The following is a 23860-nucleotide window of genomic DNA, read 5'->3' as shown; positions in this document are numbered from 1 at the left end:
CCGCGGGAGCTTTCCCGTGGGACTATCAAGAGGAGTTATTCGATGAATTTTCAAGAAGCCGTCAAGACCTGCTTCAGCAAGTACGTGGACTTCACCGGCCGCGCCTCGCGGTCCGAGTATTGGTGGTTCGTGCTGGCCTACGTGATCGTCGCGATCGTGGCCGGCCTCATTCACGAGGTGGTCTATGGCCTCGTCATCCTCGCCTTCCTGCTGCCGCTGCTGTCGGCCGGCGCGCGCCGCCTGCACGACATCGGCAAGAGCGGCTGGTGGTTGCTGCTGGGGTTGATCCCGCTGGTCAACCTGGTGCTGCTCTACTTCACCGTGCAGCCCAGCCAGGCGGAGAGCAACGAGTACGGGGCGCCGCCGCTCGCCACCGCTGCCTGAAGCCCTTTGCGTACCCCATAAAAAAACCCGCGGTGCGAACCGCGGGTTTTTTATTGGCCGGAGGCCGGGCTGCTTACATGCCCATGCCGCCCATGCCACCCATGCCACCCATGTCGGGCATGCCGCCGCCGGCAGGCGCGTCGTCCTTCGGCGCTTCGGCGACCATGGCTTCGGTCGTCAGCAGCAGGGAGGCCACCGAGGCGGCGTTCTGCAGCGCGGTACGGGTCACCTTGGTCGGGTCCAGGATGCCCATCTCGAGCATGTCGCCGTAGGTGTCGTTCTGCGCATTGAAGCCGTAGTTGCCCTTGCCGCCCAGCACGTTGTTCACCACCACGCTGGCTTCGCCGCCGGCGTTGAAGACGATCTCGCGCAGGGGCGATTCGACGGCCTTGAGCACCAGCTTGATGCCGGCGTCCTGGTCGACGTTGTCGCCCTTGAGCTTGTCGCCCACGGCCTGCTTGGCACGCAGCAGCGCCACGCCGCCGCCGGCCACCACGCCTTCTTCCACTGCCGCGCGGGTGGCGTGCAGGGCGTCTTCGACGCGGGCCTTCTTTTCCTTCATTTCGACTTCCGTCGCGGCACCGACCTTGATCACCGCCACGCCGCCGGCCAGCTTGGCCACGCGCTCTTGCAGCTTCTCGCGGTCGTAGTCGCTGGTGGCTTCCTCGATCTGCACGCGGATCTGCTTCACGCGGGCTTCGATGTCGCCATTGGCGCCGGCGCCGTCGATGATGATGGTGTTTTCCTTGCCCACTTCGATGCGCTTGGCCTGGCCGAGGTCAGCCAGCGTCACCTTCTCGAGGGTCAGGCCCACTTCTTCGGCGATGACCTTGCCGCCCGTCAGGATGGCGATGTCTTCCAGCATGGCCTTGCGGCGGTCGCCGAAGCCAGGCGCCTTGACGGCCACGACCTTCAGGATGCCGCGGATGGTGTTCACCACCAGGGTCGCGAGGGCTTCGCCTTCGACTTCCTCGGCAATGATCAGCAGCGGACGGCCGGCCTTGGCCACTTGCTCCAGCGTGGGCAGCAGGTCGCGGATGTTGCTGATCTTCTTGTCGAACAGCAGCACGAACGGGTTCTCGAGGATCGCGCTCTGCTTTTCGGGGTTGTTGATGAAGTAGGGCGACAGGTAGCCGCGGTCGAACTGCATGCCTTCGACGACGTCCAGCTCGCTGTCGAGGGACTTGCCGTCCTCGACGGTGATCACGCCTTCCTTGCCGACCTTGTCCATCGCGTCGGCGATGATCTTGCCGATGGTTTCGTCGCTGTTGGCCGAGATCGAGCCGACCTGCGCGATTTCCTTGGAGGTGGTGGTGGCCTTCGAGGCCTTCTTCAGCTCCTCGACCAGGGCCGTCACGGCCTTGTCGATGCCGCGTTTCAGGTCCATCGGATTGATGCCAGCGGCCACGTACTTGAAGCCTTCGCGAACGATGGCCTGGGCCAGCACGGTCGCGGTGGTGGTGCCGTCACCGGCGTTGTCGGAAGTCTTGGACGCCACTTCCTTCACGAGCTGGGCGCCCATGTTCTGGAGCTTGTCCTTGAGCTCGATTTCCTTGGCCACGGACACGCCGTCCTTGGTCACGGTGGGGGCGCCGAAGGAGCGCTCGAGCACCACGTTGCGGCCCTTGGGGCCCAGGGTCACCTTGACCGCGTTGGCCAGGATGTTCACGCCTTCGACCATGCGTGCACGGGCTTCGCCGCCGAACACTACGTCTTTTGCTGCCATGAGTTTTCTCCGAAAAAATGTGGATCTAGTCAGTTGGGGACAGAGCAGTCGATCGCTTCGCGCTCGCCTGGTCTGTCCCGCAAAATCACTTCGTTTCGACGACCGCGAACAGGTCGTCTTCCTTCATGACCAGCAGCTCGTCGCCATCGACCTTGACGGTCTGGCCGCTGTACTTGCCGAACAGGACGCGGTCGCCGACCTTGACGCTCATGGCCGACAGTTCGCCCTTGTCGTTCTTCTTGCCCGGGCCGACGGCCAGCACCTCGCCCTGATCGGGCTTCTCGGCGGCGTTGTCGGGGATCACGATGCCCGAGGCGGTCTTGGTTTCGCTTTCAATGCGCTTGACGATCACGCGATCGGCCAAAGGACGAAGTTTCATTGCATCTCCTGGATAGAAACGGGGTTTTGTTTGGACGCCGGCTCTGGGTGCCGGCTGTCCAGCCACTGGAAGCGGGGCTGTTAGCACTCCTCTTCAGCGAGTGCTAATCATAAGGGCAAATCTGACGCTTTCAAGGCCGCGTGGCATGGGCGTCGCAGGATCGGGTGCGTCACAACGCCGATCCTCCGCTGGACATCCCATACGGGGTGGCGTGACTCTGGTTCTCGTCCACGTCCAGCCTGCGGCCCACGAAGGGAAAGGCGCGCTGCGGGCAGTCGGCGCGCTCGCAGACCTTGCAGCCCATCCCGATTGGCGTGGCCACTTCCGGGTCGCGCAGGTCCAGTCCCTTGGAGTAGACGAGGCGCGGCGCATGCCTGAGGTCGCATCCCAAGCCGATGGAGAAGACCCGTCGCGGGGCGCCGTAACCGCCTCGGCGGCTCGAGACCGTTCGGGCGATCCAGAGGTACGCGCGCCCGTCGGGCATGCGCGCCAGTTGGGTCAGGATCTGCCCGGGAAGGGCGAAGGCTTCATACACGTTCCACAGTGGACACGTGCCGCCGGTCCGGCTGAAGTGGAAATGCGTCGCCGACTGCCGCTTGGAGATGTTGCCGGCCCGATCCACGCGCACGAAGAAGAAGGGCACGCCGGGTGCACCGGGCCGCTGCAAGGTGCTGAGCCGGTGACAGACGGTCTCGAAGCCGACGCCGAACTGCTGGCTCAGCAGATCGATGTCGTAGCGCAGGCGCTCCGCGGCCGCAAGAAAGGTGGTGTACGGCAGCAGCACCGCACCCGCAAAGTAGTTGGCCAGCCCGATCCGTGCCAGCTTCCGCGAAGAAGCATCCTCTTGGAGGGGAGGCTTCGCCACCAGGGAGTCGATCAACGCGGCGTGCTCCGTCAGGGCGAGCTGCGTGGCGAGCTGGAAGACCTGCTGCGCCGGGTCCAGCGCGGACGAGAGCCGCAGCGTGCGCTGGGCAGGGTCGAACGCGCGCTTGCCGTGCTCGCCGCCGGATGGAACGACCCGCACCCTGTGCTGCTGCAGCAGCCGCTGAGTGAGCCATTCGGCCAGCATTGCACCGCTGACGCGCGCCTCGTCCGCCAGTGCTTCGGCCCTGCGGTCGATCTCGTCGAAGTGGTTCTGGTGTGCAAAGAAGAAGTCCCGCACCACCTCGAACGGCATGGCGCGCGGGGCCACCAGTTCCGAGCGGCCGTCCCCGACGCGCAATGCCATCGTTTCGAGTTGCTCCTGCGTCTCGAGGCTTCGCCGATGCAGCGCGATCAGCGCGCGCCCCACCGCGGGCATCTGGGCGGCGATCTCCTGCAACTCCGGCAGGGAGACGGGTTCGGGCGCGTCCGCCAGCGCGTCTCGCAGGCCGGCGACGAGACGCGTCTCCTCGTCCTCCGAGAACTGCTGGACGTCGACCCCCAGCGCCCGGTGGATCCTGAGCAGCACGGCCACGGTGAGCGGCCGCTGGTTCTGCTCCAACTGGTTCAGGTAGCTGGGCGACAAGCCCAGGGCATTGGCGAGGGCGACCTGCGACAAGCCGCGTTCGGCGCGCAGTTTGCGCAGCCGCACACCCATGAATGTCTTCTTCATGCCGCGGCCCCGGGAGGGCGGCGAGCCACGGCTCGATCACCTGGTCGGTTCGACCAATTCGCAGTATTCGCAGATTCGATGGAAGTCATTCGCAGGAATTCGCCATTTCAGTCATAGGCGCAAACCTGCATTTTGCGTAAATTGCGAAGCATGACAACACCATGGGAACCGTGGCGCTTCCGTGCCGGTCGGCCACGGTCGGCCCGCTTCCATTGACCGCTCCCGCCTGAACAAGGAAAACGCATGACCACCACGACCGAAGCCGCCGCGCCGGCGACCTTCAAGCCCAAGAAGTCCGTCGCCCTCTCGGGCGTCGCCGCAGGCAACACCGCGCTGTGCACCGTCGGCCGCACGGGCAACGACCTGCACTACCGTGGCTACGACATCCTGGACATCGCCGAGGTCTGCGAATTCGAGGAGATCGCACATCTCCTGGTGCATGGCAAGCTGCCCACCCGTTCCGAACTGCGCGCCTACAAGAATCGCCTCAAGGCCATGCGCGGACTGCCCGCCAGCGTGAAGGAAGCGCTCGAAAGCCTGCCGGCCAGCGCGCACCCGATGGACGTGATGCGTACTGGCGTGTCCGCACTGGGTTGCCATCTCCCCGAGAAGGAGGACCACAACCTTCCGGGGGCGCGCGACATCGCCGACCGCCTGATGGCCTCGCTCGGATCGATGCTGCTCTACTGGTATCACTGGAGCACGCAGGGCAGGCGCATCGACGTGGAGACCGACGACGACTCCATCGGCGGCCATTTCCTGCGCCTGCTGCATGGGCGCAAGCCGTCACAGGCCTGGGTCAGCGCGATGCACACCTCGCTCAACCTGTACGCCGAGCATGAGTTCAACGCCTCCACCTTCACGGCCCGCGTGATCGCGGGCACCGGCAGCGACATGTACTCGTCCATCGCCGGCGCCATCGGCGCGCTGCGTGGGCCGAAGCACGGCGGCGCCAACGAGGTGGCCTTCGAGATCCAGAAGCGCTACGACAGCCCCGGCGAGGCGGAGGCCGACATCCGGCGCCGGATGGAGGCCAAGGAGGTGGTCATCGGCTTCGGCCATCCGGTCTACACCGTGAGCGATCCTCGCAACGTGATCATCAAGGGCGTCGCCAGGCGCCTGTCGGACGATGCGGGCTCGCCCAAGATGTTCGACATCGCCGAACGGCTGGAGTCGGTGATGTGGGAAGTCAAGAAGATGTTTCCCAATCTCGACTGGTTCAGCGCGGTGAGCTATCACATGATGGGCGTGCCGACGGCCATGTTCACGCCCCTGTTCGTCATCTCCCGCACCAGCGGCTGGGCCGCGCACGTGATCGAGCAGCGCATCGACAACAAGATCATCCGCCCGAGCGCAAACTACACGGGCCCCGAAGACCTGAAGTTCGTGCCCATCGACGAGCGCAGCTGAACCGGCTCCGCGTGCCGCCGGCCAGGCGCCGGCTTTTCGTTTTGCCCCACATGAACATTCAACATCGCAAGAAGCTGGCCGGCACTGCGCTGGACTGGTTCGATGCCCGCGAGGCCGTGGATGCGCTGCGCCCCGGCGCCTGGACGACGCTGCCCTACACCGCCCGCGTGCATGCCGAGAACCTGGTGCGTTGTGCCGCGCCGGAGCACCTGAAGAACTACCTCGCGCAACTGATCCAGCGGCGCCGTGACCTCGATTTCCCGTGGTTCCCGGTGCGGGTGGTCTGCCATGACATCCTCGGGCAGACCGCACTCGTGGACCTCGCAGGGCTGCGCGATGCGATCGCGGCGCAGGGCGGCGATCCTGCGGCGGTGAACCCGGTGGTGCCGGTGCAGTTGATCGTCGATCACTCGCTGGCCGTCGAGTGCGGCGGCCATGACCCTGACGCCTTCCGCAAGAACCGCGCGATCGAGGATCGCCGCAACGAGGACCGCTTCCACTTCATCGAGTGGACGAAGAAGGCATTCGACAACGTCGATGTGATCCCGGCGGGCAACGGGATCATGCACCAGATCAACCTGGAGAAGATGTCGCCCGTGGTGTTCGTGCGTGATGGTGTGGCCTTCCCGGACACCTGTGTCGGCACCGACAGCCATACGCCACACGTCGATGCACTGGGCGTGATCGCGGTGGGCGTGGGAGGCCTGGAGGCGGAGAACGTGATGCTCGGCCGCGCATCGTGGATGCGGCTGCCGGACATCGTCGGCGTCGAGCTGACGGGGCGGCGCCAGCCGGGCATCACCGCCACCGACATCGTGCTCGCGCTGACCGAGTTCCTGCGCAAGGAGAAGGTGGTCGGCGCCTATGTCGAGTTCTATGGCGAGGGCGCAGAGAGCCTGTCGATCGGCGACCGCGCGACCATCTCCAACATGTGCCCCGAGTACGGCGCCACCGCTGCGCTGTTCTACATCGACGCGCAGACCATCGACTACCTCAAGCTCACCGGACGCAGCGACGAGCAGGTCGAACTCGTCGAGACCTACGCAAGGACGGCTGGCTTCTGGGGCAGCGACATGAAGGACGCGCAGTACGAGCGCGTGCTGAGCTTCGATCTCTCCGCCGTGGAGCGCAGCCTGGCGGGCCCGTCGAACCCGCACCGCCGGCTGCCGACCTCGGCGCTGCACGAGCGCGGCATCGCCACCGGCATGGCCAAGGCCCGGGCGCAAGAGGCGCTGGGCCTGATGCCGGACGGTGCGGTCATCATCGCCGCCATCACCAGTTGCACCAACACCAGCAACCCGCGCAACGTGATCGCTGCGGCGCTGCTGGCGCGCAATGCCAATGCGCGGGGCCTGGCGCGAAAGTCCTGGGTCAAGTCCTCGCTGGCGCCGGGCTCGAAGGCGGTGGCGCTGTATCTGAAGGAAGCCGGTCTGCTCGGTGAACTGGAGCAGCTCGGCTTCGGCATCGTCGCCTTCGCCTGCACCACCTGCAATGGCATGAGCGGCGCGCTCGACCCGAAGATCCAGCAGGAGATCATCGACCGGGACCTCTACGCCACCGCCGTGCTGTCCGGCAACCGGAATTTCGACGGCCGCATCCATCCCTACGCCAGGCAGGCCTTCCTGGCTTCGCCGCCGCTGGTGGTGGCGTATGCGATCGCGGGCACGATCCGCTTCGACATCGAGCGGGACGTCCTGGGTATCGACGGGCAGGGCAGGGAGGTCCGGCTCCAGGACATCTGGCCCAGCGACGAGGAGATCGACGCCATCGTCGCCGACAGCGTCAAGCCCGAGCAGTTCCGCCGCGTCTACGAGCCCATGTTCGCGATCCGCGTGGACGACGGCAGCCAGGTGAGCCCGCAATACGACTGGCGGCCGCAGTCGACCTACATCCGCCGCCCTCCGTACTGGGACACCGAAGGCGTCGGCGCGCTGGCAGCCAATCCGCGCACGCTGACCGGCATGCGGCCACTGGCGCTGCTGCCGGACAACATCACGACCGACCACCTGTCGCCGTCCAATGCCATCCTGATGGACTCGGCCGCGGGCGAGTATCTGCACAGGATGGGCTTGCCGGAAGAGGACTTCAACTCCTACGCCACACACCGCGGCGACCACCTGACTGCGATGCGCGCGACCTTCGCCAATCCGACGCTGAAGAACGAGATGGTGCGCGACGCCAATGGCAGCGTGAGGCCCGGTTCGCTGGCACGCATCGAGCCGGAGGGCGAGGTGGTGCGCATGTGGGAGGCGATCGAAACCTACCTCCATCGCCGCCAGCCGCTGATCGTGATCGCGGGCGCCGACTACGGCCAGGGCTCCAGCCGCGACTGGGCGGCCAAGGGGGTGCGGCTGGCGGGCGTGGAAACCGTGGTGGCCGAGGGCTTCGAACGTATCCACCGCACCAACCTGATCGGCATGGGCGTGCTCCCCTTGGAGTTCAAGCCAGGCACCGACCGTCTGACGCTGCGGCTCGACGGCACCGAGACCTACGACGTGGTGGGCGAGCGCACGCCGCGCGCCGAGCTGACGCTGGTGATCCATCGCCGCCATGGTGATACCGTGCACGTGCCGGTGCTCTGCCGCCTGGACACGGCCGAGGAGGTGTCGGTGTACGAGGCCGGCGGCGTGCTGCAGCGTTTCGCGCAGGACTTTCTTGCATCGGCCGCCCAGCCTGCCTGAAGCGAAAGGCCTGAAGCGATGGAGCGACTCACCATGACCTTCCTACCCCAGATCAGGATTCCCGCCACCTACATGCGTGGCGGCACCAGCAAGGGCGTGTTCTTCCGTCTGCAGGATCTTCCGGCGGCAGCGCGGCAGCCCGGTCCCGCGCGCGATGCCTTGCTGCAGCGCGTGATCGGCAGCCCGGACCCCTACGGCAAGCAGATCGACGGCATGGGCGGCGCCACCTCCAGCACCAGCAAGACCGTGATCGTCTCGACGAGCGCGCGGCCGGGCCACGACGTGGACTACCTCTTCGGGCAGGTCGCCATCGACAAGGCCTTTGTGGACTGGTCCGGCAACTGCGGCAACCTGTCCGCGGCCGTCGGGCCGTTCGCAATTGCCAACGGGCTGCTGCCGGCCGAGCGCATTCCACGCAACGGGCGCTGCACCGTGCGCATCTGGCAGGCCAACATCGGCAAGACCATCGTCGCTCACGTGCCGATCACCGATGGCCAGGTGCAGGAAACCGGCGACTTCGAGCTGGACGGCGTGACCTTCCCGGCCGCGGAGGTGCAGCTGGAATTCATGGACCCGGCGGACGAGGGCGAGGACGGTGGTTCCATGTTCCCCACCGGCAAGCTTGTCGATGACCTGGAGGTGCCGGGCATCGGCGCCTTCAAGGCCACGCTGATCAATGCCGGCATTCCCACGGTCTTCCTGAACGCGAAGGACATTGGCTACACCGGCACCGAGCTGCAGGGCGCCATCAACGGCGACAAGGCCGCGCTGGCCCGTTTCGAGACCCTGCGCGCCTGGGGCGCGGTCAGGATGGGCTTGATCCGCAGCATCGACGAAGCCGCGACGCGCCAGCACACGCCGAAGATCGCCTTCGTTGCGCCGCCCGCGGACTACATCGCCTCCAGCGGCAAGGAAGTGCGCGCCGGCGACGTGGATCTGCTCGTGCGCGCGCTGTCGATGGGCCAGCTGCACCACGCCATGATGGGCACGGCCGCGGTCGCCATCGGCACGGCTGCTGCGATCCCGGGCACGCTGGTCAACCTGGCGGCGGGTGGCGGCGAACGCCAGGCCGTGCGCTTCGGCCATCCATCCGGGATCTTGAGGGTCGGCGCCGAGGCGCGGCAGCAGGACGGCGCCTGGATCGTCACCAGGGCCCTGATGAGCCGCAGCGCGCGCGTGCTGATGGAAGGCTTCGTGCGGGTTCCAGGCAGCGCCTCGCTCGAGTGAGCGACTGCGCCGCGGCGGCTACCGCGCGGGTGCGGGGCCACGTGCGATCTCGACGAATGCCCTGAGGTAGTCGATGTCCGTGTCCGACTCGCGCGCACCCAGGAAGATCTGCTTGGCAATGCCCCGCGCGCCCAGGCGCACGGGCACGACGTCGACCTTGTCGGCGTACTCTTCCACCAGCCAGCGTGGCAGCGCCGCGACGCCGCGCCCGCTGGCCACCATCTGCAACATGATGTCCGTGGTTTCGATGGTCTTGTGCCGCTTCGGGCTGATGCCGGCCGGCATCAGGAACTGGTTGTAGATGTCCAGGCGGTCGGTTTCGACGGGATAGGTGACGAGGACCTCCTGCGTCAGCTGCTGCGGCTTGACGTAGGCCGCCCTGGCGAGCGGGTGGTCCCGCGCGACCACCAGCACCTGCTCGTAGTCGAACACCGGCTCGAAGCGCAGCCCGGGCTTGTAGAGCGGGTCGGGCGTGACGAGCAGGTCGATCTCGTAGCCGAACAGGGCACCGATGCCGCCAAACTGGAACTTCTGCTTCACGTCCACGTCGACGTCGGGCCATGCCGCCAGGTAGGGCGACACCACCTTCAGCAGCCACTGGTAGCAGGGATGGCATTCCATGCCGATGCGCAAGGTGCCGCGCTCGCCCTGTGCGAACTGGCGCAGGCGCTCTTCGGCCAGGTCCAGTTGCGGCAGCACACGGTTGGCCACGGCCAGGAGGTACTGGCCGGCCTGCGTCAGGCGCAGGCTGCGGCCTTCGCGCAGCCAGATGTCGGTGCCCAGCTGCTGCTCCAGTTTCTTCATGCTGTGGCTCAGGGCCGACTGCGTCAGATGCAGCACACCGGCTGCGGCGGTCAGCGACCCCTGCTTTTCCACTTCCTGGACGATGGAGAGGTGCGTGCGCTCCAGCATGATGTATGAATGCAGTTCATGGATGCGTGAATTAAGACCATTTTACTTCATGATCTGCAGTTCTTAGGATCGGTTGGCCTGACCGTTCAACAACTGCACATGACCACTATTCACAACCTTGGATTTCCCCGCATCGGCGCCAGGCGCGAGCTGAAGTTCGCGCTGGAGTCTTACTGGAAGGGGGCGAGCTCCCGCGACGATCTCCAGGCCCTCGGCGCTCGGCTTCGCCAGCGCCACTGGAATGATCAGCAAGGCCTCGACCGGGTCCCGGTCGGCGACTTCGCCTTCTACGACCAGATGCTCGACATGAGCTTCACCCTGGGCAATCTGCCCGAGCGGGTGCGTGGCTTCCATGGGGATGCGCTGGACAACTCCTTCCGCGTGGCGCGGGGCCGCTCGGCCCTGGCGGCGGAGGACCACGGTGCCTGCTGCGGCGGCGTGGCCGCCGGCGAGATGACCAAGTGGTTCGACACCAACTACCACTACATCGTCCCTGAATTCATGGCCGCGACCGAGTTCAGGCTGGACGCTTCGCGCCTTCTGGAGCAACTGGCCGAGGCCAGGGCGCTGGGTGTCAAGGCCAAGCCCGTCATCGTGGGCCCCGTGACCTACCTGGCACTGGGCAAGGCCAAGGACGACTCCGACAAGCTTGCGCTGCTGCCGCGCCTGCTGCCGGTGTACGCGCAGCTGCTCGAGGCGCTGGCCGCGCAAGGCGTGGAGTGGGTCCAGGTCGACGAACCGCTGCTGGTCACCGAACTGGACGCCGACTGGCAGCACGCCTTCAATACCGCCTACCACCAGCTCAAGAGCTGCGGCGCGAAGCTTCTGCTGGCCACCTACTTCGGCCCGCTCCTGGACAACAAGTATCTCGCCGCCAACCTCCCGGTGGCCGGGCTGCACGTGGATGCGGTCAACGGGCGCGACGACGTGCTGCCGCTCCTGAGCATGCTGCCGGCGCACAAGGTGTTGTCGCTGGGCGTGATCAATGGGCGCAACATCTGGAGGACCGACCTGACCGCCGTGTTGGATTGGCTGGAGCCGCTCGCCGAGCGCCTGGGCGAGCGCCTGTGGATCGCGCCCTCGTGCTCGCTGCTGCACGTGCCGGTGGACCTCGCAAGCGAAGAAAAGCTCGACGCCGAGGTCAAGTCGTGGCTCGCCTTCGCGTTGCAGAAACTCGATGAGCTCAGGATCCTCGGCCGGGCATTGCGTGAAGGCCGCGCCGCCGTCCAGGAGCCGCTGGCCGCCAACCAGGCAGCCCTCGCCGCACGCCGCGCGTCTCCTCGGGTGAACAACCCGGCGGTCCAGGCGGCCGTGTCGAAGATCGCCAGTTCGCTGGGCCAGCGCGAAAGCGCCTACGCCAAGCGTGCGCCGAAGCAGGCGGCTTTCCTGAAGCTGCCGCGGTTCCCGACCACCACCATCGGCTCGTTCCCGCAAACCACCGAAATCCGCCATGCGCGCAGCGAATTCAAGGCCGGACGCATGGACTTCTCGGGCTACAAGGCTGCGATGCAGGTGGAGATTGCACGCAGCGTTCACGAGCAGGAAGCGCTGGGTCTGGACGTGCTGGTGCATGGCGAAGCCGAGCGCAACGACATGGTGGAGTACTTCGGCGAGCAATTCGAGGGCTATGCCTTCAGCCAGTTCGGCTGGGTGCAGTCCTATGGCTCGCGCTGCGTGAAGCCGCCGATTCTCTTCGGCGACATCAGCCGCCCCCGGGCGATGACGGTCGAATGGATCGCGTACGCGCAGTCCCTCACGGCCAAGCCGATGAAGGGCATGCTCACGGGCCCGGTGACCATCCTGAACTGGTCTTTCGTGCGCGACGACCAGCCGCGCTCGGAATCGTGCAAGCAGTTGGCGTTGGCCATCCGCGAGGAGGTCCTGGACCTGGAGAAGGCCGGCGTGCGGGTGATCCAGATCGACGAGGCTGCCCTGCGTGAAGGCCTGCCGCTGCGCAAGTCGCAATGGAAGGATTACCTGGACTGGGCGGTCGAATCGTTCCGCATCACGGCCAACGGCGTACGCGACGAGACCCAGATCCACACCCACATGTGCTATTCGGAATTCAACGACATCATCGCGTCGATCGCCGAGATGGATGCCGACGTGATCACCATCGAGACCTCGCGCTCCGACATGGAGCTGCTGGATGCCTTCGACGACTTCAAGTACCCGAACGAGATCGGCCCGGGCGTCTACGACATCCACTCGCCGAACATTCCGACCCAGCAGCACATCGAGCAGCTCATGAGGAAGGCCGCGGAGCGCATCCCGGCGGAGAGGCTGTGGGTCAACCCGGATTGCGGCCTGAAGACGCGGCAGTGGCCTGAGGTGATCCCGGCGCTGACCAACATGGTGTCCGCGGCCAAGGCCCTGCGCGCGGAAAACTGATTTCCTCCAGTCCTTCTTGCTCCGCGCGGCGGGGCTGCGCACACTGCGCCGCGGATACCGGACCACCCGGTTGTCACCTGGAGACGAAGATGGACGAGACACTGAACGACGAACTGTTGATCCGCCGGCTGCTGGAGCGCTGGGCCGTCTGGCGCGACGCCGGCGATTGGGAGCGCTTCGCCACCGTGTGGCACCCCGACGGCGTGATGATGGCGACCTGGTTCCAGGGGCCCTTCGCAGAGTTCATCCGCGTGACGCAGGAGGGTTGGGCCAAGGGCGTAAGCATCCTGCATTTCCTCGGCGGCTCGGCCATCGAGGTGCAGGGGGACCGTGCCATCGCCCAGACCAAGATGACCATCTCGCAGCGCGGCCTGGTCGAGGGCGTGCCGTGCGACGTGGTCTGCACCGGTCGCTTCTACGACTTCGTGGTTCGGCACGAGGGCGAATGGAAGCTGCTGCATCGCCAGCCGATCTACGAAAAGGACCGCATCGACCCGATCGACCCGGCGGCCACGGTCCAGCTCGATCCGGACGCCCTGGCCCGCTTTCCCGAGGGCTACCGCCACCTGGCCTACATCCAGACGCGCATCGGCTACCAGGTCAAGCTGGACATGCCCATGCTCAAGGGCGAGGCGGTGCAGGCGCTGTACCGACGCGGTGCCGCCTGGCTGGCCGGCGGGGCGCTCGAGCGCTGAGGCGAAAGGCGCATCCATGGACCATGGCTTCACACGCCGCGCGGCGCTCGGTGCCGCGCTGGGCCTCGGCGCATCGGTCGTCCTGGCGCAGGGCGGCTTTCCCGACCGGCCGCTGCGCCTCGTCGTGCCACAGCCGGCCGGCGGCGGCTTCGACTTCGTCGCGCGCACGCTGGCAGACCGGCTCGGCAAGCGCCTGGGCCAGCCGGTGGTGGTCGAGAACAAGCCGGGCTCGGGCACGGTGATCGGCACCGACTTCGTCGCCAAGGCACCGGCCGACGGCTACACGCTGCTGCTGGGCTCGGTATCGAACCTCGCGCTCAACATGGGCATGTACCGCAACCTGCCTTACGACAGCCTGCGCGACTTCGAGCCGGTGGGCCTGGCCGTGGCCTACAGCTACACGCTGATGGCCCGCAAGGACCTGCCGCAGGCCACGCTGAAGGACGTGATCGCGTACGCCAAGGCCAACCCGAGGAAGCTCAACTACGCATCGGCCGGCAACGGCTCGGGCCAGCATGTGATCGCCGCGGCGCTGTGGCAAGCAGCCGGCGTGGAGCTGACCCACGTGCCGTACCGCGGCGCGCAGGCGGCCTACCAGGACCTGGTCGGCGGGCGCGTCGACCTGTTCTTCGACCTGTCGTCGACCGCGCGGACTCAAGTGAGTGCAGGCACGGTCCGGGCGCTCGCGGTGTCGGGGCCGGCGCGGAACGCCGCCCAGCCCGAGGTGCCCACCATCGCAGAGTCCGGCGCGGCGCAACTGGCACTGGAATCCTGGTTCGGCGTGTTCGCGCCGTCGAAGACGCCGCCGGCCGTCCTCGATCGCCTGCGCATCACGCTGGCCGAGGTGATCGCCATGCCGGAAGTCACCGCGACCTTCCGGCAGGCGGGCGGCACGCCGCTGGCGCTATCGGCCGCCGACACGCGCGCGCTGGTGCGCAAGGACGTGGAGCGCTGGAGCCGGACGGTGCGGGAGCTGGACATCCGGCCGGAGTGAGGGGCCGCGTGGTCGGCGCCCTCAAAGCTGGTCGGTCGGCACGAACCAGGAGAACAGCAGCAGCTGCAACCGCGTGAGGATGCTGGAATCGGGCTCGTCGTCGAGCACCTCGTTGCTCTCGTCGCCGGTGCCGACCCATCGGACGTTCCGGCCGTCGGGCTGCAGCTCGACGCGGTAGACGCCTTCGAGCGAATCCAGCGAGTAAGCGAAGCGCAATGCGTGCGCGAGCTCGAAGCTGTGCACCTTCACGCCGAACTCGGTGTTGAGGCGCTCGGAGCGCGGGTCGAGGTTCATCGAGCCCAGCAGCACCCATTCGCTGTCCAGCAGGGCCAGCTTGGCATGCAGCCGGCCGCGCGCCTGGCGCAGCAACTGGCGCAGCTGCGCGCTGCGCTTGAGCTGGCGGGTGCTGACTTCCCGCAGCTCCACGCCCTCCTCCAGCATCGCGACGCGGTAGCGGTTGTAGTTGACGTTGACCAGCGGTTCGTCGCTGTCGGCCAGCGAGTTGGTGACCACCGTGATCCGGATGCCCCGCGCTCGGGCGGCGCGGATGCGCGCCATGCCCTCGTCGCCGGGGATGAAGTAGGGCGATATCACGAGCACCTGCGACTGCGCCGTGCTGCCCAGCGTCGCATGGAACTGCTGGGCCAGGGTCCGCATGCCGGGCGGCCGGGTCCCCAGGGCCTTGTTGGGGCTGTCCGCCAGCGCGTGGGCGTCGGCGCGCATCCAGCGCAGCTCGCCGCGCGCGAGTTGGTCGGCAAGACGCGGCTCGCCGAACACGTCGGTGGCGGGCGGCGGCTCGGGGCGGGGTGCCTCGCGCTCGGAGGTGGCGGCCTCGAAGGCCGCGGCCAGCTCCACCGTTGGCTTCGCCCCATGCACCACGCGCTGGACGGGGTACACCACGTCGCTGTTCCAGTAGCTGTCGAAGATGCGCGCGGACTCCGGAACCACCGGGCCGGCCATCAGCAGCTCGAAGTCGATGAAGTTCGCCAGCTCGCTGCGCAGGAAATACTCGTCCGCCAGGTTGCGCCCGCCCGCGATCGCAATGGCGCCGTCGGCGATGAAGAGCTTGTTGTGCATCCTGTGGTTGAGCCGCCGGAAGTCGGTGAAGAAGTCCAGCCAGCGCGTGGCCGTGTGCTCACGCCCGTTGGCGAAGGGATTGAACAGGCGCACCTGCGCCCCCGGCTCTGCGGCCAGCGCCAGCAGCAGCGGGTCGAGGCCCACGGTGTAGAAGTCGTCCAGCAGAAGCCGCACGCGCACGCCGCGGCGGGCAGCGTCGCGCAGTTCGCGCAGGAGGAGGCGGCCGGTCTTGTCGTTGCCCAGCTGGTAGGTCTGCACGTCGATCGAGGCCTGGGCGCGGCGGATCAGTTCCAGCCGCGCGTCCAGCGCGAAGGCGGCCTGCGGAAAAGGCCGCACGGCGGACAGCCCGCCTGGGTCGGCATAGAACGGGGCCGTCACACGGCCGAGCTCGGTGGCCGTCGAGCCCGGGATCGCGGCCTCCGGCGCCTGCGCCTCGGGCGGCGGCAAGCTGGCGCAGCCGGCCGCCAGGCCGGCAAGCGCAAGTGCGGCGCAGTGCAGCAGCGGCAGCAGAAGACGGGCAAGAAGGTGTTTCATGGCGTCGTTGCGCAATGGCATCGCGGGCGATGCGCATCGTAGCCGTGCCGGTGCGGCACGGGAAACACCACGCATGAAGGGTAATAGTTTCAGAACAGAATGATTGGATAATAAAATGCGAATCAATCTCAACACCATTCTGAGGGCGGAGTTTGAAATCGAGCTTTACCGGGCGGCACAAGGCCGTCTCTTTTCTGGCGGGCTGCATGGCCATTTCGGCGTCATCGCAGGTGTTTGCGCAAACGGGCGGCTCGCTGCCCGAGGTGCGCGTGGACGCGAACGCGGAGCACGAGACCGCGACCAGCCCTGTGATCGGCTACCGGGCGAAGAACGCCGCCACCGCCACCAAGACCGACACGCCGCTCGCGGAGACGCCGCAGGCGGTAACGGTGGTCACGCGGGACCAGATCGTCGACCAGGGCGCCACCAACCTGCAGGACGCGCTCAACTATGCGGCCGGCGTGCGCTCGGATGCCTACGGCCTCGATGCGCGGACGGACTCCGTTCGCGTGCGCGGCGCCTACCCGGACGTCTACCTCGATGGCCTGCGTCAGAACTACGGCTACTACACCAGCACCACGCGCACCGAGCCCTACACCCTGGAGCGCCTCGAGGTGCTGCGCGGTCCGGCGGGCATGCTGTTCGGATCGGGCACCGTCGCCGGCATCGTCAATATGGTGAGCAAGCGGCCGCTGCAGGAGGCACAGCGCGAGGTGGGCGTGCAGCAGGGCAGCTGGAACCGCCGCCAGCTCCAGGCCGACCTGACCGGTCCGTTGACGGCCGACGGCCAGTGGTCCTACCGCCTGATCGCGTTGGCGCGCGAGGCCGACACCCAGGTCGACTTTGTGCCGGATGACCGCCGTCTGATCGCGCCCTCGCTGACCTGGCGTCCGAATGCGGCCACCTCGCTCACGCTGCAGGGCCTCTATCAGAAGGACAAGAGTGGCTCGAGCTCCCAGTTCTTCCCCTGGGAAGGCACGATCCTGCCCAACCCCAACGGGCGCCTGCCGATGAACCGTTTCATCGGCGAGCCCGGCGACTACTACGACAGCGAGCGCAAGACCTTCGGCTGGCTGTTCGAGCACAAGTTCAACGAGAACTTCACCTTCCGCCAGAACTTCCGCCACGCGCGCAACGAGAACGACAACAGCTACCACTACGGCGACTTCTTCTCCATCACCGGCGGCTGGGGGGCGGACCCGATCTTCAAGCGCCGCCTGGGTCGCATCCTCGACAGCTATCTCACGCGCAACCGCATCGACACGCTGGACAACCACCTCGAGAGCCATTTCGACACCGGCGCGCTCAAGCACACGCTGCTGGTCGGCGCCGACTACTCGCACCAGCGCGAGAACGTCTGGGGCGCCAGCGCATACAGCGAGATCGACGCCTATACGCCGCTCTACGGCTTCCGGCCCGAGCTGGTGCGCGAGGCCTTCCCGCGCACCAAGCAGCGCGCAACGGGCGTCTACCTGCAGGACCAGGTCAAGCTGGGCAACTGGAACTTCATCGCCGGACTGCGCCATGACCGAGTGGTCTCGGGCGCCGAGGGGGGCGAGGATGCCCGCAACAGCGCGACCAGCAAGCGCTTCGGCGTGCTCTACGCCTTCCCGTCCGGCTGGTCGCCGTACATCAGCTATGCCGAATCGTTCACGCCCCAGTCGCCGCAGCGGGGCCAGGTGTTCAAGCCGCTGCAGGGCGAGCAGTGGGAGGTCGGCGTCAAGTACGAGCCGGCCGGCCGCGGCCTGGCGTTTGGCGCCGCCGCCTACGACCTGCGCGAGAAGAACCAGATCTCGCAGCCGATCCCGGGCGTCTACCAGCAGCTCGGCCAGACCAAGACCCGCGGCCTCGAGCTCGAGGCCAAGGGCTCGATCACGCCGAACCTGGACGTCACGGCGCACTACAACTACACCGACCTCGACCCGCAGATCGAAGGCCTGCCGCGCCACCAGGCGGCCGTGTGGGCGAAGTACCGCTTCTCGATCGGCGGGGTGCCCGGTTTCTCGGCCGGCGCCGGCGTGCGGCACATGGGCTCATTTCGCGACACGTCGTTCGGCGGCTACGGCCCGCGCATCCCGAGCGTGACGCTGCTGGACCTGGTGCTCGCCTACGAGACCGCCAACTGGCGCTACGCGCTCAACATCAACAACGCGACGGACAAGGAGTACTTCAGCACCTGTCTGGCACGCGGCGACTGCTGGTGGGGCACGCGACGCAACATCGTGGCCAGCGCCACCTACCGCTTCTAGCCTCTTTGGACTGTGACCGCGATGAACAGCCGACAAATCAAGACTTGGGCCTGGGTGCACAAGTGGAGCAGCCTGGTCTGCACCGTCTTCATGCTGCTGCTGTGCATCACGGGGCTGCCGCTGATCTTTCACCACGAGATCGGCCACCTGTTGGGCACCGAGGTCGAGGCCCCGAAGATGCCCGCCGGCACGCCGCGCGCCAGCCTGGACCGCGTCATCGAGGTGGCGCACGCGCTGCATCCGGAGCGCGTGGTGCAGTTCGTCTCGCAGCCGGAGGACGACGACGGCCTCTGGTTCGTCACCCTCACGCCCACGCCCGCGCCGACAGATGACTTCAAGTCCGTGGCGGTCGACGCGCGCACGGGCCAGGTGCTGGCCCAGCCGAAGTTCGACGAAGGCTTCATGTGGGTGATGCTCAAGCTGCACGTGGACCTGTTCGCCGGCCTGCCGGGCAAGCTGTTCCTGGGCTTCATGGGCTTGCTGCTGCTGGTGGCGATCGTCAGTGGCGTGGTGCTCTACGCGCCCTTCATGCGCAAGCTGGACTTCGGCACTGTGCGGCGCGAACGCCGGCCGCGCCTGAAGTGGCTGGACCTGCACAACCTGCTGGGCGTCGTGACCCTGGTGTGGGCCTTCACGGTGGGCGCCACCGGCATGATCAACACCTGGGCCGACCTGCTGATCAAGTACTGGCAGTACGATCAGCTCAGCAGCCTGCTGGCGCCCTACAAGGGGCAGCCCGAGACCCCGAAGGCCGAGCGTGCGTCGCTGCAGCGCACGCTGGAGGTCGCACTGGCGCAGGCCCCGGGCATGAAGGTGTCCTTCATCGCATTCCCGGGCACGGCCTTCTCGAGTCCTCACCACAACACGGTGTTCCTGCGCGGCAACGAGCCCTTCACCTCGCGGCTGCTGCAGCCGGTGCTGGTGGATGCGAAGACCAACGAGGCGACCGCCAGCCCCAGGCTGCCGTGGTACCTCACGGCGCTGCTGGTGTCGCAGCCGCTGCACTTCGGCGACTACGGCGGCATGCCGATGCAGATCATCTGGGCGCTGCTGGACATCGCGACCATCATCGTGCTGGGCAGCGGGCTGTACCTGTGGCTCAAGCGAGGCAACACGGTGCCAGCCGCGCGGCCGGAGGACGCCGGACACGCGGCGCCGCCCGGCGCCGTCGGCCGCCCGGCCGTGACCACTGCGAAGGCGGGCTCATGACGACGAAGCATCGCCATTCCTTCTGGCACCTGTGGGGCGGGCCCCTGGTGATGGGCGTGCTCACCGCCGTCGGCCTGGTGTCCGCGCTGTTCAGTGACGGTGGCCTGGGCGACGCAGTGGCCTGGGTCGCGCTGGGAGTCCCCGTGGGTGTCTGCATCTGGTACGGCTGGCGTCCGCGCCAGTCGTCGTCCCAGCCTCATTAGTTTCGGCCGCGCGGTCTGCGCCATAGGGTCTTGCCCCGCCGCGTCACAGACGGTGCTGGCAGCAGAATCACGGCGATGAACTCCTCCCTCGCCACCGCCGGCCTGCTGGCGGCCGCTGCCTCCTGTGCTGTCCAGGCCCAGGATGCCACGTCGACCGCCACGCTGCGCGAGGTGACGGTCTCCACCCCGCGCGGCGAGGTGCGACCCTTCGACGTGCCGGGCTCGGTCGATCGGGTGGAAGGCGGCGAGATGCGCGATGCGCGCCTGCAGGTCAACCTGTCCGAGAGTCTGGGCCCGGTGCCGGGCCTGCAGGTGCAGAACCGCCAGAATTACGCGCAGGACCTGCAACTCTCCATTCGCGGCTTCGGGGCGCGCTCGACCTTCGGCGTGCGCGGCGTGCGGCTGTACGTCGACGGCATCCCGGCCACGCTGCCCGACGGCCAGGGCCAGACCTCGAACATCGACATCGGCTCGGCGGACAGGGTGGAGATCCTGCGCGGGCCCTTCTCGGCGCTCTACGGCAATTCCTCGGGCGGCGCGGTGCAGGTCTTCACCGAGCAGGGCGAGGGCCCGCCCATGCTGGGCTTCTCGGTGGCCGGCGGCAGCTTCGGCACGTGGCGCGTGGGCAGCAAGCTCACCGGCTCGTCGGGCGCGGTTGACTACACCCTGAGCGCCAGCCGCTTCCACACCGATGGCTGGCGCGAGCACAGCGCGGCGGACCGCGAGATCCAGAACGGCAGGCTGGGCTTCCGGCTGGACGACGGCAGCAAGCTGACCCTGGTCTTCAACAGCGTGCACCTGTTCGCGCAGGACCCGCTGGGCCTGTCGGCAGAGCAGTACGCGCTCAACCCGCGGGGCGCCGACCTGGCCACCCAGTTCGACACGCGCAAGACGGTGGACCAGCAGCAGCTGGGCTTGACCTACGAACGCAGCATCGACGCCCGCAACGCGCTGCGCCTGATGGTCTACGGCGGCCAGCGCAGCACCGTGCAGTACCAGTCCATCCCACCCGCCGCGCAGGCGAACCCGCTGCATGCCGGCGGCGTGATCGACCTGGCGCGCGACTACGGCGGACTGGACCTGCGATGGAGTGCCAAGCTGGCGCTGGCCGAGCGGCCCTTCGACCTGGTCGCGGGCCTGGCCTACGACAGCCTGCGCGAGAAGCGCCGCGGCTTCGAGAACTTCTATGGCAACGCCACCGCGCCGCGCGCCCTGGGCGTGCAGGGCCGGCTGCGCCGTGAAGAGCGCAATGAAGTGCGCAACCTCGACCCCTACGTGCAGGGCTCCTGGCGCTTCGCCGAACGCTGGACGCTGGAGGCCGGCGTGCGCCGCAGCAACGTGCGCTTCTCCTCCCACGACCGCTACATCGTCGGCGCGAACCGCGATGACAGCGGCAGCGCGCGCTATCGCAAGACGCTGCCCGTGGCCTCGCTCCGCTTCCAGGCCACGCAGGACCTGGCGTTCTATGCCTCCGCCGGGCGCGGCTTCGAGACGCCCACGCTCAACGAGCTGTCCTACCGTGCCGACGGCATCGGCGGGCTCAACTTCGCGCTGCAGCCTTCGGTCAACACCAGCGTCGAGGTCGGCGCCAAGGCGCGTGTCGGCGGCGGACTGCTCACCGCGGCCCTGTTCCAGACCCGCACGCGTGACGAGATCGTGACCAATACCAACGTCGGCGGCCGGGCGACCTTCCAGAACGCTGGTCGGACGAAGCGCGACGGCTTCGAGCTCGCCTGGCAGCATGAGACCGCCGACCATTGGCGCACGCAGCTGGCCTACACCTGGCTCGACGCGCGTTACCGCGATGCCTTTTGCTCGCCTTCGCTCTGCAGCACCGGCAACACGGTGCCAGCGGGCAACCGCATCCCGGGCATCGCCGAGCATGCACTTTATGCCTCCTACGGCTGGGTGCCGCCGGAGGGCTGGCGCGCCGGCGCCGAACTGCGAGCGCTCGGCAAGATTGCCGCCAACGACCGCAACAATGCCCGCGCGCCGGGCTATGCGGTGGCCTCGCTGTACGCCGGCTACGTCCGGCGCTGGGATCGCTGGGACTTCAATGCCTTCGTGCGCGTCGACAACCTGTTCGACCGCCGTTACGTCGGCTCGGTGATCGTCAACGAAGGCAATGCCCGCTACTTCGAGCCGGCCTTGGGCCGCAACTGGACGCTCGGCATGGGGGCGGCGTATCGTTTCTGAATTCCCGCTCGCAAGCCAAGGAGCGCCGATGGAATTCAGGGATCGATACGAAGCGGGCCGTGCGCTCGCTCTCAGGCTGGCCGCCTGGCACGGACGGCGCGAGGTCCTGGTGCTCGGGTTGCCGCGCGGCGGCGTACCCGTGGCCTGGCAGGTCGCCCAGGCCCTGCTGGCGCCGTTGGACGTGCTGGTGGTGCGCAAGCTCGGCTATCCGGGCCAGGAAGAGTTCGCGATGGGCGCGATCGGCCCGGGCGGCGTGCGCGTCATGTCCGACATCTCGCCGATGTGCCCGGTCCCGGACGCTGCCGTCGCAGAGGTGATGGCACGCGAGCAAGCCGAGCTGGCCCGGCGCGAGCGCCTCTACCGTGGGGCGCGCCCGCCGCTCCTGCTGTCCGGGCGCGTGGCCATCCTGGTGGATGACGGACTCGCTACCGGCGCGACCATGCATGCGGCCGTGCTCGCCGCGCGTGCGATGCAGGCCCAGCGCATCGTGGTGGGCGCGCCGGTCGCCTCCGTGGAGGCGGTGCAACTGCTGGAGGCCGTGGCCGACGAGGTGGTCTGCGTCCACGTGCCCAAACAGTTCCGTGCGGTCGGCCTCTGGTACGAAGACTTCGCGCAGACCAGCGATGAAGAGGTGCGCGAACTCCTCGCGAAGGCTTAGAGGCCGGCGGCCGCGCGCAGCACCGCCGCCTTGTCGGTGCGCTCCCAGCTGAATTCGGGCTCTTCACGGCCGAAGTGGCCGTAGGCCGCGGTCTTGCCGTAGATCGGCCGCAGCAGGTCCAGCATCTGGATGATGCCCTTGGGACGCAGGTCGAAATGCTCCTGCACCAGGGCGGCGATCTTCTCGTCGGAGATCTTGCCGGTGCCCTCGGTGTAGACCGTCACGTTCATCGGGCGCGCCACGCCGATCGCATAAGCGACCTGGATCTGGCACTGGCGCGCCAGGCCGGCGGCCACGATGTTCTTGGCCACGTAGCGCGCGGCGTAGGCGGCCGAACGGTCCACCTTGCTCGGGTCCTTGCCCGAGAACGCGCCACCGCCGTGCGGGCAGGCGCCGCCGTAGGTGTCGACGATGATCTTGCGGCCGGTGAGGCCGCAGTCGCCCTGCGGGCCGCCGATGACGAAGCGGCCGGTCGGGTTGATCAGGTACTTCGTTTCCTTCAGCCACTCCTTGGGGAGCACGGGCTTGATGATCTCCTCGATGATGGCTTCGTTGAACGAGGCCTTCATCTTGGTCGGCGTCTCGCTCTGGTCGGGGTGATGCTGGGTGGAGAGCACCACGGTGTCGATGCTGTGCGGCTTGCCGTCCACGTAGCGCATCGTGACCTGGCTCTTGGCATCGGGACGCAGAAAGGGCAGGCGGCCGTCCTTGCGCAGCTGGGCCTGGCGCTCCACCAGGCGGTGGGCGTAGTAGATCGGCGCGGGCATCAGCTCGGGCGTCTCGTCGCAGGCATAGCCGAACATCAGGCCCTGGTCGCCGGCGCCGGTGTTCAGGTGGTCGTCGCTCGCGTGGTCCACGCCCTGGGCGATGTCGTTGGACTGCTTGTCGTAGCAGACCATGACCGCGCAGCCCTTGTAGTCGATGCCGTAGTCGGTGTTGTCGTAGCCGATGCGCTTGATGGTGTCGCGCGCGACCTGGATGTAGTCGACGTGCGCGTTGGTGGTGATCTCGCCGGCCAGGACTACCAGGCCGGTGTTGGTCAGTGTCTCGGCGGCCACGCGGCTGCGCGGGTCCTGCTCGAAGATCGCGTCGAGGATGGCATCCGAGATCTGGTCCGCGACCTTGTCGGGATGGCCCTCGGAAACCGATTCGGAAGTGAAGAGAAAGTCGTTCGCCATTCGATGAAACTCCAGTAGTTGAATTGACGCGTTGCCAATCCGTCGGGAGCCTGGCGAACGCTTTAGCAGTGATGTTTAACGTCGCCCTGCAAGTAGTTCCATAACTCAGCGACAATTTGCATTCTATTCGAGCCGCGCTGTACCCTGCGCGCGCGCCTGGTTT

At 67.4% G+C, this 23860-nt stretch carries 18 protein-coding genes; 12 read left to right on the top strand and 6 right to left on the bottom strand.

What is annotated here, in order from left to right:
* The first annotated feature begins 42 nt into the window (after positions 1 to 42).
* The gene (locus tag A8M77_RS07975) at positions 43 to 384 is read left to right on the top strand and encodes a DUF805 domain-containing protein (RefSeq protein ID WP_086921019.1); all 342 of its coding nucleotides are present in this window, start codon (positions 43 to 45) and stop codon (positions 382 to 384) included.
* A 73-nt stretch (positions 385 to 457) separates the two neighbouring features.
* On the opposite strand, the gene groL is transcribed toward A8M77_RS07975, so the two are convergent.
* The 3 genes from groL to A8M77_RS07960 form a co-directional block, all read right to left on the bottom strand.
* Positions 458 to 2110 (bottom strand): chaperonin GroEL, encoded by a 1653-nt coding sequence (groL, locus tag A8M77_RS07970; RefSeq protein WP_086921018.1) that lies wholly within the window; start codon positions 2108 to 2110, stop codon positions 458 to 460.
* An 85-nt stretch (positions 2111 to 2195) separates the two neighbouring features.
* Positions 2196 to 2489, bottom strand: coding sequence for a co-chaperone GroES (groES, locus tag A8M77_RS07965; RefSeq protein ID WP_086921017.1), 294 nt, complete (start codon positions 2487 to 2489; stop codon positions 2196 to 2198).
* Positions 2490 to 2658: 169 nt separating this feature from the next.
* The gene (locus tag A8M77_RS07960; protein ID WP_086921016.1) at positions 2659 to 4083 is read right to left on the bottom strand and encodes a short-chain fatty acyl-CoA regulator family protein; all 1425 of its coding nucleotides are present in this window, start codon (positions 4081 to 4083) and stop codon (positions 2659 to 2661) included.
* 243 nt (positions 4084 to 4326) lie between these two features.
* Between A8M77_RS07960 and prpC the strand changes: the two genes are divergently transcribed.
* From prpC to prpF, 3 genes are read left to right on the top strand one after another with little or no spacing between them, the layout of a single operon-like run.
* Positions 4327 to 5493: a bifunctional 2-methylcitrate synthase/citrate synthase gene (gene prpC / locus A8M77_RS07955; RefSeq protein WP_086921015.1), complete on the top strand. Its 1167-nt coding sequence runs from the start codon at positions 4327 to 4329 to the stop codon at positions 5491 to 5493.
* A gap of 50 nt (positions 5494 to 5543) precedes the next feature.
* Positions 5544 to 8174, top strand: a complete 2631-nt coding sequence (gene acnD / locus A8M77_RS07950; protein WP_086921014.1) for a Fe/S-dependent 2-methylisocitrate dehydratase AcnD — start codon at positions 5544 to 5546, stop codon at positions 8172 to 8174.
* Between the two features lie 33 nt (positions 8175 to 8207).
* Complete coding sequence (prpF, locus tag A8M77_RS07945; RefSeq protein WP_086921013.1) at positions 8208 to 9401, top strand: 2-methylaconitate cis-trans isomerase PrpF; 1194 nt, start codon at positions 8208 to 8210, stop codon at positions 9399 to 9401.
* An 18-nt stretch (positions 9402 to 9419) separates the two neighbouring features.
* On the opposite strand, the gene A8M77_RS07940 is transcribed toward prpF, so the two are convergent.
* The gene (locus A8M77_RS07940) at positions 9420 to 10313 is read right to left on the bottom strand and encodes a LysR family transcriptional regulator (protein ID WP_086921012.1); all 894 of its coding nucleotides are present in this window, start codon (positions 10311 to 10313) and stop codon (positions 9420 to 9422) included.
* A gap of 99 nt (positions 10314 to 10412) precedes the next feature.
* On the opposite strand from A8M77_RS07940, the gene metE reads away from it, so the two are divergent.
* The 3 genes from metE to A8M77_RS07925 all read left to right on the top strand — a co-directional run bounded on the left by metE (position 10413) and on the right by A8M77_RS07925 (position 14393).
* Positions 10413 to 12704, top strand: coding sequence for a 5-methyltetrahydropteroyltriglutamate--homocysteine S-methyltransferase (gene metE / locus A8M77_RS07935; protein WP_086921011.1), 2292 nt, complete (start codon positions 10413 to 10415; stop codon positions 12702 to 12704).
* 89 nt (positions 12705 to 12793) lie between these two features.
* A complete protein-coding gene (locus tag A8M77_RS07930; protein WP_086921010.1) occupies positions 12794 to 13399 on the top strand; it encodes a nuclear transport factor 2 family protein in 606 nt (201 codons plus the stop codon).
* Positions 13400 to 13415: 16 nt separating this feature from the next.
* Positions 13416 to 14393 (top strand): Bug family tripartite tricarboxylate transporter substrate binding protein, encoded by a 978-nt coding sequence (locus A8M77_RS07925; protein WP_086921009.1) that lies wholly within the window; start codon positions 13416 to 13418, stop codon positions 14391 to 14393.
* A 21-nt stretch (positions 14394 to 14414) separates the two neighbouring features.
* Here the strand turns inward: A8M77_RS07925 and A8M77_RS07920 are convergent, their stop codons facing one another.
* The gene (locus A8M77_RS07920) at positions 14415 to 16004 is read right to left on the bottom strand and encodes a phospholipase D family protein (RefSeq protein ID WP_086921047.1); all 1590 of its coding nucleotides are present in this window, start codon (positions 16002 to 16004) and stop codon (positions 14415 to 14417) included.
* Between the two features lie 206 nt (positions 16005 to 16210).
* Between A8M77_RS07920 and A8M77_RS07915 the strand changes: the two genes are divergently transcribed.
* From A8M77_RS07915 to A8M77_RS07895, 5 genes are all read left to right on the top strand, one after another.
* Positions 16211 to 18253 carry a TonB-dependent siderophore receptor gene (locus A8M77_RS07915; RefSeq protein ID WP_086921008.1) on the top strand — a complete coding sequence of 681 codons (2043 nt, stop codon included), beginning with the start codon at positions 16211 to 16213 and terminating at the stop codon, positions 18251 to 18253.
* 21 nt (positions 18254 to 18274) lie between these two features.
* Positions 18275 to 19462 carry a PepSY-associated TM helix domain-containing protein gene (locus A8M77_RS07910; protein ID WP_086921007.1) on the top strand — a complete coding sequence of 396 codons (1188 nt, stop codon included), beginning with the start codon at positions 18275 to 18277 and terminating at the stop codon, positions 19460 to 19462.
* Positions 19459 to 19665, top strand: a complete 207-nt coding sequence (locus A8M77_RS07905; RefSeq protein ID WP_086921006.1) for a hypothetical protein — start codon at positions 19459 to 19461, stop codon at positions 19663 to 19665. The genes A8M77_RS07910 and A8M77_RS07905 overlap by 4 nt, the downstream gene beginning before the upstream one ends.
* A gap of 75 nt (positions 19666 to 19740) precedes the next feature.
* Complete coding sequence (locus tag A8M77_RS07900) at positions 19741 to 21861, top strand: TonB-dependent receptor family protein (protein WP_086921005.1); 2121 nt, start codon at positions 19741 to 19743, stop codon at positions 21859 to 21861.
* A 28-nt stretch (positions 21862 to 21889) separates the two neighbouring features.
* Positions 21890 to 22519: a phosphoribosyltransferase gene (locus A8M77_RS07895; protein WP_086921004.1), complete on the top strand. Its 630-nt coding sequence runs from the start codon at positions 21890 to 21892 to the stop codon at positions 22517 to 22519.
* On the opposite strand, the gene metK is transcribed toward A8M77_RS07895, so the two are convergent.
* Complete coding sequence (gene metK / locus A8M77_RS07890) at positions 22516 to 23697, bottom strand: methionine adenosyltransferase (RefSeq protein ID WP_086921003.1); 1182 nt, start codon at positions 23695 to 23697, stop codon at positions 22516 to 22518. The two genes, A8M77_RS07895 and metK, sit on opposite strands and share 4 nt — an antisense overlap.
* Positions 23698 to 23860 lie beyond the last annotated feature (163 nt).

Origin of the sequence: Variovorax sp. JS1663 (assembly GCF_002157355.1) — a bacterium.
Taxonomy (GTDB): domain Bacteria; phylum Pseudomonadota; class Gammaproteobacteria; order Burkholderiales; family Burkholderiaceae_C; genus Variovorax.
Note: the sequence above shows the minus strand (reverse complement) of the source record. Positions and strands in the feature narration are given on the sequence as shown.